General features: G+C 64.1%; 8 protein-coding genes and 2 pseudogenes. 4 read left to right on the top strand and 6 right to left on the bottom strand.

What is annotated here, in order from left to right:
- The first annotated feature begins 343 nt into the window (after positions 1-343).
- From ACGFIZ_RS33535 to ACGFIZ_RS33525, 3 genes are all read left to right on the top strand, one after another.
- Complete coding sequence (locus ACGFIZ_RS33535; RefSeq protein WP_393427165.1) at positions 344-970, top strand: transposase; 627 nt, start codon at positions 344-346, stop codon at positions 968-970.
- A 330-nt stretch (positions 971-1,300) separates the two neighbouring features.
- Positions 1,301-1,804 (top strand): DinB family protein, encoded by a 504-nt coding sequence (locus tag ACGFIZ_RS33530; RefSeq protein ID WP_393427162.1) that lies wholly within the window; start codon positions 1,301-1,303, stop codon positions 1,802-1,804.
- Positions 1,805-1,998: 194 nt separating this feature from the next.
- The gene (locus ACGFIZ_RS33525) at positions 1,999-3,240 is read left to right on the top strand and encodes an amidohydrolase family protein (RefSeq protein WP_393427159.1); all 1,242 of its coding nucleotides are present in this window, start codon (positions 1,999-2,001) and stop codon (positions 3,238-3,240) included.
- Here the strand turns inward: ACGFIZ_RS33525 and ACGFIZ_RS33520 are convergent.
- From ACGFIZ_RS33520 to ACGFIZ_RS33500, 5 genes and pseudogenes are all read right to left on the bottom strand, one after another.
- Complete coding sequence (locus tag ACGFIZ_RS33520; RefSeq protein WP_393427156.1) at positions 3,168-4,679, bottom strand: MFS transporter; 1,512 nt, start codon at positions 4,677-4,679, stop codon at positions 3,168-3,170. The genes ACGFIZ_RS33525 and ACGFIZ_RS33520 overlap by 73 nt on opposite strands.
- A 93-nt stretch (positions 4,680-4,772) precedes the next feature.
- Positions 4,773-6,725 (bottom strand): FAD/NAD(P)-binding protein, encoded by a 1,953-nt coding sequence (locus ACGFIZ_RS33515; protein ID WP_393427153.1) that lies wholly within the window; start codon positions 6,723-6,725, stop codon positions 4,773-4,775.
- Entirely contained in the window at positions 6,722-7,741 is a 1,020-nt protein-coding gene (locus tag ACGFIZ_RS33510) for an FkbO/Hyg5 family chorismatase (RefSeq protein WP_393427150.1), read from the bottom strand. The genes ACGFIZ_RS33515 and ACGFIZ_RS33510 overlap by 4 nt, the downstream gene beginning before the upstream one ends.
- A gap of 119 nt (positions 7,742-7,860) precedes the next feature.
- Entirely contained in the window at positions 7,861-8,013 is a 153-nt protein-coding gene (locus ACGFIZ_RS33505) for a DUF6924 domain-containing protein (protein WP_393427168.1), read from the bottom strand.
- A 340-nt stretch (positions 8,014-8,353) separates the two neighbouring features.
- Positions 8,354-8,728: pseudogene (locus ACGFIZ_RS33500) on the bottom strand (DUF6924 domain-containing protein); the annotation flags it as partial.
- A 221-nt stretch (positions 8,729-8,949) separates the two neighbouring features.
- Here ACGFIZ_RS33500 and ACGFIZ_RS33495 point away from each other — a divergent pair.
- Positions 8,950-9,162: pseudogene (locus ACGFIZ_RS33495) on the top strand (transposase family protein); the annotation flags it as partial.
- Positions 9,163-9,180: 18 nt separating this feature from the next.
- Here the strand turns inward: ACGFIZ_RS33495 and ACGFIZ_RS33490 are convergent.
- Positions 9,181-9,348: a hypothetical protein gene (locus ACGFIZ_RS33490; protein WP_347671809.1), complete on the bottom strand. Its 168-nt coding sequence runs from the start codon at positions 9,346-9,348 to the stop codon at positions 9,181-9,183.
- Positions 9,349-9,580: the final 232 nt, after the last annotated feature.

Here is a 9,580-nt window from a genome sequence, read left to right as displayed (position 1 = left end):
AACTCACTGGAAATCTTCTTCCCGGGCCGCATCCCCGTCGATGTCCGATAGTTAGACAGGATAGGACGTTACACAGAAAATCGGACAGGCCCGCGGGTTTTTTTCGGTGGCGGCGGTGGCGGTGTATCTGCTGGTCGCCCCATCACATCCCGGTGGCGCGGACGGCGCGGATCCTGGCCGACCTGCTCGGCGCGCCGGTGTCCACCGGCTGGGTCGCCGGCCTGCCCGAACGGACACGTACGGCAAGTTGTAGGCCGCCGCCCGTGACACCCTGATCGGCCTCGCCGGCCGGGCCCCGGTCCTCGCCGGCGCCGACACGCTGTGTTTCGTCGACATCGACTCGATGCTGCGCCGCGTCTACGGCAAGCAGAAGCAGGGCATCGGCTTCGGCCACACCAAGGTCGGCGGCTACAACGTCTACCTCCGCGGCTACAACCCCCTGCTCGCCACGCTGTCCACACCCCTGGCCGCCCCGGTGATCGCGGCCACCCGGCTGCGTTCGGGTAACGCCGGTTCCGCACGCGGCGCGGCGCAGATGATCGCCGAAACGATCACCACCGCCCGATCATGCGGCGCGACGGGTGAGATCGTGGTGCGGGCCGACTCGGCGTTCTACGCCAAGACCGTGATCGGCACCTGCCGGCGCCGTGGTGTCCGGTTCTCGGTCACCACCCGGATCGACACGAAGATCCGCGCCGCGTGCGACAGCATCACCGAACAGCAGCGGGTCAACATCAAGTACCCGCAGGCCGTCTGGGACGAAGACGAGCAACGGTGGATCTCCGAGGCGCAGATCGCCGAAACCACCTACACCGCGTTCGCCGGCACCCGACATGCCGTGACCGCCCGGGTGATCGTGCGGCCACAATCCCCATTCACCGCACAATCGCAACCGGAGCAAGCCGATCACCCGATCGGCGGCTACCGCACACCCGCCGACTCACCCCACACAGAAATAATCAACCCATGATCGCAGCCAACTACGTCGGTGGATCGAGGCTCAGGGCTGTCCCCATGATCAGTCGGGGTCGCCGACCAGCCGCCGCAGGTTAAAAAATCAAGTTAGACTCGCCCGCGCCGTGCGGCGCTCATTGGCTGAACTCGTCCAGCGGCTCCTTCCACCGCGGCGGCGCCGATCCAACCCGCGTGTCATCAAACGCAAGGTCGCCGAACTGCGCAGCACGATCGTCGCCGCGGCCAAGATCGAGTCCAAGAAACGGGCACCACCAATTTGCCGGTATCTGGGTCAATGGACGGCCCACCCATCATCAGATCACACAACGTGTGATAACATCACGTCGTGTTGCACTGCGCAGAATGCGATTATGACTACGACCTGACGTTGGCCAACCAGGTGTCAGGCCTGGCTCCGCAGTACGCAGGCGAATATTCGGCGCTGTTGCGCTCTGAACCCAGCGTGCTTCGACGGCGCGCTGCGCCGCAGCTCTGGTCCCCGCTCGAATACGCCTGTCACGTGCGCGATGTGTTGCTAGTCCAGCGAGAACGGCTACTTGCCGCGCGGCGCAGCGATGCGCCAGTTGCCGAGCCTATGGGGCGGGACGAGAGGGTCGAGCACGACGGATACGCACAGCAGCAACCAGCCGACGTTGCCCGTCAACTGCGGGACGCCACAATGCTATTCACCCACGCACTCGATCAACTCAGGCCCGAGGACTGGGAGCGCACACTGACTGTCCCCTATCCCGAGATCGCCGTGCGATCACTGCGCTGGTTCGCAGTGCACACTGTGCACGAGTTGCGACACCATCTGCTCGACATCCGCCGCCAGCTGGAACACCCATAGCGGAGCACGTTCGTCCTCAGCTTGTCGAAATCGGCACGGCTTCCCTACCGGGCGTGCAGGACTTGAGTTCCTGTGGCCAGGCGAAAGGGCGCCGGCAACGTTCGCTACGCCACTCCCGCCAGGGAACCTCGCCACCTCGCAGATGACCTCGACGACCGCAAGATCCCAGACAGAATCCAGCTAAGATCGGATGTATGTCTACGGTGAACGGCACGGCGAATCCTGGGACCACGGTGCTGCGAGCATCGTGGCTCTTCGACGGTGAAGGGGCCATGCTGCTGGACAATCCCGTCCTAATCCTCAAACGAACGACGATCGCCGGAGTCGGCTGCGCGGAAGATCTGCGGCATGAGGAGACCGTGGTGGATTTCCCTGGCGCTACCTTGATTCCTGGTCTCATCGATCCTCATGTACATCTCGCCTTTGACGCGAGTTCTGATCCGGTGACGTCGCTTGCCGAGCGCGATGACGACGCTATCTTAGCCGCAATGCGTATCGCGGCAAAAACAGCACTGCGCGGTGGCATCACGACCATCCGGGACCTCGGTGACAAGGACTACCTGTCGCTGGAGCTTCGAGGCGCGGCGGACTTGCCGACCATTGTCGCGTCTGGGCCGCCACTCACTACCGTAAAAGGGCACTGTCATTTTCTCGGTGGGGAAGTCGTGCGCAGTACTGCCGACCTTCGGTCCGCAGTACGCGCCCACGTCGGACGCGGCGTCGACGTAATCAAGATCATGGCCAGCGGCGGCACAATGACGCCCGGCAGCCGCCAGGAGCGCACACAGTTCGACCGGGAGGCCCTGCGCGCCGCCGTCGCGGAGGCGCACCGGCATGGAATCCCTGTGACCGCACATGCGCACGGTCTGGAAGCTGTACGCGACGCTGTCGAGGCTGGGGTAGATGGTTTGGAGCATGTCACTTTCTGGGCGGCGGAGGGCGTCGATACGCCAGGGCATGAGCTGATCGAGCGGATCGTCTCGCAGCGCGTTGCCCTCGGCGCCACCGCTGGGGTTCTGCCCCAGGCGGACTCAGTGATGCCTACCGAGGTGTCCCGGCGTATGCCTAGGATCATCGCCAACTTCGCAACGTTATACGCGGCGGGCGCGACGATCGTCGCGGGAACGGATGCGGGGATCGGTCCGTACAAGCCGCACGATGTTTTGCCGTACGCACAAGATCGGCTAATAGAGTTCGGGATGGACCCAGTGGCCATCTTGCGGAGCATGACGTCAGTAGCCGCCGACGTCTGCGGACTCGGCCACCGCAAAGGCAGGCTGGCGCCGGGATATGATGCTGATGTCGTCGTCGTACAGGGAGATCCAATTGCCGATCTCTCTGCTCTGCATCGGGTCGTGGCGGTCTATTCTCGCGGCAACCGCGTCGGCCAGGAAAGCGGATACCGAAGTCTGTTCAGGCGTTCAAGAACGTTCTGAGGATGCTCGGCGCCAGTGACGGGTTGGACCGAAGCGCGCGCCCGGTGAACGGTGGTCAGCATTCCCAGTACTAGTACGATGCAGCCGCAGCCGACCATGATCCACCAACCGGCTCTACCGGGGGTCGTCGTGTCGGATGTACTGCCCACGTTGGCGGTCGCGACCGATCCCAGCACCGCCACGCCAAGGCAGGCTCCGACTTGGCGGCTGGCGGTCGCCACGGCGGCGGCCATTCCGGCCTCCGCATGCGGCATTCCTGAGACAGCCGCGTTGGTGATCGGCGCGTTGACAGTGCCGAAGCCGACGCCGAACACCGCATAGACCGCCAGCAGGTAGCCGATGGAGGTGTGCGTGGTGATTCGCGTGAGAAGGAGTCCGGTGAGCGCGATACCGAACCCGCTGATGAGCAGCGGCACGCGAGGTCCGTGGCTTGCCACGATCCTTCCGGCCACCGGGGAGGACACCACGACCATCGCGGCCATCGGCAGTGTGAGCAGCCCGGCGTGGAGCGCGGAGAAACCCCGGGCGTTCTGCAGATACAGCGCGTTGAGAAAGAGAAATCCAGACCACGCGAGGAAGCTGCAGACGGCTATTATTGCGGCGCCAGAGAAAGGGATGCTGGTGAAGAAGCGTAGCTGGATGAGCGGTTCCGGATGCCGATGTTCGTAGGCTATCAGCGCAACAATTGTGATGCCCGCGAGAGCAAGACAGGCTGCGATGACCGGCGAATCCCACCCGATTGCGCGGCCTTCGATGACACCGAAGGTCAAGCTCGTCAGTGCCACGATGACGAGGAACTGTCCGACTGGATCGAATCTTCGTGGCCGCGTGGCCTTCGACTCGGGTATGAAAAATGCTGAGAGTGCAGCGGCGGCGATGATCAGCGGAATGTTCAGCCAGAAGATCGAACGCCAGCCAGCCGCATCCACCAACAGGCCACCGGCCAGTGGGCCAATCCCCATGCTCAATCCGGTGACACTGCTCCATACACTGAGCGCGCGCACCCGTTCGTGAGGATCGGTGAAGACATTGCTAATGATCGCCAACGCCGATGGCGTCATCAACGAGCCGCCGGCCCCCTGGAGCGCACGACAGGCGACGAGCAGTCCCGCGTTCGGTGCCACGCTGCAAAGCAGTGAACCCAGCATGAACGTGCAGAGCCCGGCGAGAAATGTGCGGCGCCTGCCGAACCGATCAGCGGTGGAACCGCCCAGGATGACCAGGCTGGCTACCGCCAACATGTATGCATCGACGGTCCACTGTAATTCGGGCATGCTGGCGTGAAGCTCCCGCTGTATGGAGGGAAGCGCCAGATTTACCACGGTGCTGTCAAGGCCTACGATGAAAAGGCTGAAACAGCAGATCGTCAGCACGAGAGCCTTGCGGGGCCGACTGAACATCAGCCCCGCAGCGGTGGCGCTGACATCGCCTTCCGACATAGCGCCGAGCCCTCAGACCTGGTCAGGAGGTTCCAACGTCTCACTCGGCGATGAGTACTCGGGTGGTGGCGTCGTGTCCTCCATGTGCATCACCTATCGTTGCGTCGCGATGGTAGTGTCGGCCTCTTCGGGCATGTCTGGACCCGAGCTGGCTGTTGCTGGCCCTGTGCCCGTCGCGCACGCGCTCGCGGCGATAGCGTCGCAGTGCTCGATAACGGTGGGAAGCGCGGCTCCGAACGGGCCCAGGATTCCGCGTAGCGGCACACCGTAGGCGAACCGGCGTGGATGTGCCCGGCCGTCCGAGCGCACCAGCGTAAACTCGTCCTCGGTGACATCCAGGCTGCCCACCAGGTATCCCGGCGGTGTAGCGGTATCGCTGATCATATGGGGACGGCAGTCTCCAGTCGCCCGCATGGAGGCGATCAAAGGATCGGTGGCGTTGCGCACATCGGTTGGCGGCAGACGGGCATCAATCAGGACGTGAGCGGTGACCGTGGATTGGTCCACCATCGCGGATTCGGCTGTGAAGGCCGCGGTGGCGCGATCGAATGCTACTCGAGTCTGGGGGCCCGTCAGGTGCACGACCCCGGCATCGAGTAACGCGAGCAACTCCTTCACACGCTCCGGTGGGGGACCCCAGACCAAGAATTTCGACAGGCCATCGAACCAGTTTTCGATGTCGCGACGATAGGACGAGCCGGTGATCCCCTGGTGACACACCGCTCGTCGCAACAGCTCACGCAATCGCCGCAGAGCCGCGGTCGCGGCTCGTTGCGGACTTCGCGTTACCCCAGCTGCGACCTCATCCAGCACCGCCCGGTGGTAGTCAGCAGCGAACTCTCCGAATTCGGCAAGATCACGAAAGCGCCGGCCCGCCGCCGGTTGGGTGTGGTGGTCCCAGTCCCAACGCGCCGACGGCTGAGGGAAGAACTCGGTGATCAGTTCGTGCATGCGCGGGGAGTCCCATGACGCTGCGGCATATCGTGCTGAGAAATCCTCGAACCCGCGCGTGCCGTGCAATCGGGCGTATTGCACCGTGTAGAACGCCCAACCCACCTCTTTGGCTAACGGTGGCCACACATCCCGCTTGAAGTCACCGACCCCGGGCCCGGATTCGCGCAGAGCCGCGACCAATGTTTCGGTGAAGAAGCGGGGAACGAAGGGCTGGGCTCCGGTCGGCGAAAAATCCGCGCGTACCGGATAGGGCATGCCTCGCCCTGACCCCGCATAGATCACCGGTTCATTTCCAGACGGCTCGTAGTGGAGGCGTCCGGCGTCCGAATGAAACCTTCCGCCGCGCCCTGTAGTCAGCAACGTGACGTAGTCGTAGAACGAGAGTCCCATACCATCGATGATCACCGGTACCCCCGCGGCAACGCCGGACAGATCCGCCTCGGCCGCGCACATCGGTGGTATGTAGATAAGCCCCAACTCTTGTGCTGCGCTGGCTTTCACACGTTCACGCGGCGCCATGGCCACCGCGTAGTGCCCTTGGGTCAGCACGATCGCATCGACGTCGAGGGCACCGACGCCGTTGTCCACCACCAGTCGCTGGCCACCATCAGATAGATCGGTTACTGAAATGGCGCTCCCGCGATGAATTCGTATCCGAGCCACCCCCTCAGCGCGCCGCACAAGAGACCGAAATGCCCATTCCAGGTACGACCCATAGAAGGCGCGGGGAACCGCGGTCTGCGGCTCGACGGTTGCCGCGAACTCCCGACACCGTAGCGGAAGCCCTTCTATCAGGCCCTTCCGCACCATCACTGCCCAGTCATGGACGCTCGGCCCGGTCAGGTCCGAGGGGTGGGGCGGGAATACTGTGGCTTCGTCCGCTGTGGTGTTCATGAGTAGCGACCATGCCTGATCCACGCGCCACACCCTGCCTGCCCCGGGAACACAGGGTTCGACCACATCGATCTCGAGAGCGAGTGCGTCGGCATGCGACGCGGCAAACGCGCAGAGTCGGTTCACCATCATCGTGCCCTTGGGGCCCGCACCGACAACAGCGACTCTGACCCGGCCGTATGCGGGGGTCGTGCTCATCGGCACACCCCTTCGATCTCCACGAGCAGGTCGGGTCGGCACACATTGACGTTGAAGTACGCGATCTCGGAATTAGCCTGGAATACCTGCGTGCAGATGTCGCGGACGGCGGAAACGTGCTCGGCATCCCGAACGTAGACCTTGATCTGGTCGAGGTCCCGCACGGTGTATCCGTCGCCATCCACTCCGTGTCTGCTCAGGTTGTCGCTGCCGGCGAGCACATCGATGTTGCGGATGGCCTCGAGGGTTTGCTGCTCGATATCGTCGACATGCACGGTGTCCTCGCCCAAGATGCTGGCTGTTCCCGACACGAACAGGCTCCCGGCTCGTTGCCCTCGCAGGAAGGTCGCGCGGGCGAAGCTGGGGGAAATCGGTCCGTACCGGGAAGGGTACTTATAGGCTGGCGTCTGCCGCGGATTCTCCAGATGGACGGTTCGACCCTGTTTCGTGGCAAGAAAGCAGAGCTCCATTCCTGGGCTGAGCGTGCCGATTCCGGTGGCTGCCGGCAGCTGTGGAAACTGCGCCTCCCAGGTGGCGAATGCTTCGGCCCGGCCGACACAGAAGTCGCGGTAGATCTCGACACCTTCCGAGTTCGGGCTGGTGATGTCGCCGATCAGGTTCCACATGCGGACCAGGTCGGTGTAGCCGCGCTCCCAGGTGAACCGCAGGGCAGTCTCATACAGTTCGCGCACCCGCTCGCGGTACACCGGCTGCGGCCCGAGACGTGCTGCATAGAACAGATGCTCGCCGTCCTCGGCGAAGACGGCCTTACCCGCCGTACCGGATCGTACGGGCCGATCGGTCAGCCAGATCTCCTCGACCGGCGTACCATTCCCGTTCGCCATATGGGTGGTCAGGGACGGTACCCCATCGACCAGGGTGGGCTCAACCGGTCCGTCGGAGAAGATGATCCGCCCCAGAACACTGCCGCACGCCGCATCGGCCAATCCCGCGATACTCGGGACCAGATTGGACCGCAGGCCCAGCGCGCGATCCCAGGGTTGTTGGCGACTCATCGATCTCCAAATCTCAATGCAACGAAAATCGCAATGGATCTTATAAACAGGACGGTTATGACACGACGTCACCCTGACACTTCAGAGCCTCTAGCCTGCATATGCCTCCCTTCGACGGCCTACGCTTCGTCGTTCCGAAAGTCGTCGATGTCCATGTTGCCCAGCGCCAGGTTGACCACCATGCCCCTCACGAGCTCGGGGGCCACCCGGAAGGCGAATCCGATCTGGTCTGCCAGAGGGATCACGAGGACGCGGTGCCCGGGCTCGCGCATCGTGGTGACGTCGGCGATCAGCACTGCCCGGGCGACACACGCGCTCGACCAGGGAGGCCCAGGCCGCGTCGTCGGTGAAGTCGGTGCGCACGAGCAGATCGGTCTCTTGGATGAGCGGAGGCAGCTCGCGGGCCGGCCGAGTGTAGCGGGGCGGGGAGTTAAGCGACTCCAGTTCAACCCCCACGGGCTCATAGAGGTCCTCCTCGTCGGGCTCCCACTCCTCCTCGTCCGCCTCGTCCTCCTCAAACTCGGCGGGAGCCGTCTCCCTGAACTGGTCGATGGTGAGAGACAGGTGCGGACGGTGCAGCACCAGGTAGGTCATGGCCGCCTGACGCGGAGTGATCCAGAAGGCATAGCCGTCGCTGCCGCGAAAGGCCAGCAGCGGGCGCGAATCCGCATTGCGTCCGGTGCGGTCGTCGGTCAGCACCACCAGGTCGGGCACCCAGATCCCGGGCCGGTCCAGGGCTGCGGAGACATCCTCGGAGGTGGCGCCCCGCCACGCGGGATCCTCTGTCACGATCAGGCGCCGGGGGATCGACTCTCGCGCCACCGCATCGGCCGCATCTGCTTGACCGGACCGGTACATGCCAGGGAGTTCGCCCATGCGCCAGAGCACGTCTTCCCAGACGTCGTCATCGCTGTCGGTGCGCACCAGCAGGATCCCGGGCACACGGGACTCACCGTCGTCGGGGGGAAGCGGAAGCGGAGGACGCATCGGCAGGCACCTCATCGAATCGCGGACGAATCACCGTAGTTACCACGCCCCGCGATGCGGACGGAGTTCAATGCCGAACGGGTTCGTTATCTGTGAGCCCCCTTTCCAAGCTGATCTTGCAGCTCAGGGCGGGTGCAGGCAACCCGGAGATCGATGAGGGCGAGGCTCCAGGTACGACGGCAGTCGACCAAGATCCGATGCCCCGACCGGGAGCCTCGCCTGTGCTGTGTTACCCCTCCACGATCCCGCTGTCCAGCCGAACCCTGAACCACCTCGGCGACCTCATCCGAGCGCACCGTAACCAGCATCGATCCCGGTGGCGACGTCTCGGTCCGGGCCGACAGGCACTGCTCGCCCTGGCCCACCTGCGCAACGGTGACACCTACACCCGGCCCGCCGCGGGGTTCGCCGTCGGTGTCGCCACCGCCTGGCGCGGACTACCACCGATCCGACTACACGACCTGCGGCACGGCGCGTCCCACATCCTCCGCGTCCATGATCTTCTCCTGTCTGTCGATGGACACATCGACCAGACACGAGAAACCCTCGACCACGACGGACAACCACTGCGTAATGCCGCACGGCGACCGAGAAATCAGCGTGCTGACCAGCACGCTCACGAGCAACACGGCATAACCGTCGGCCCGTCATAAGGCACGTAATGCCGAACTCGGCATTACGCGCCCTTCTTGACGAGTCGGGTCGGGGACGAGACGCCGTGCAGCATTTCGACTGTCGGTTTCCTCGTCCCCGCCCGCCGAGTGAAGTGGGCCGCCAGCGAGGTGCCCGTGGTGTGGGTCCTTTTCTGTCGGCCTCTTCCCGAACCGTGCTGGTCGGTTTCCCTGACACACG

Origin of the sequence: Micromonospora sp. NPDC048830 (assembly GCF_043198215.1) — a bacterium.
GTDB lineage: Bacteria > Actinomycetota > Actinomycetes > Mycobacteriales > Micromonosporaceae > Micromonospora.
The sequence above is the reverse complement of the archived record's forward strand: the minus strand, read 5'-3'. Positions and strand labels throughout refer to the sequence as shown.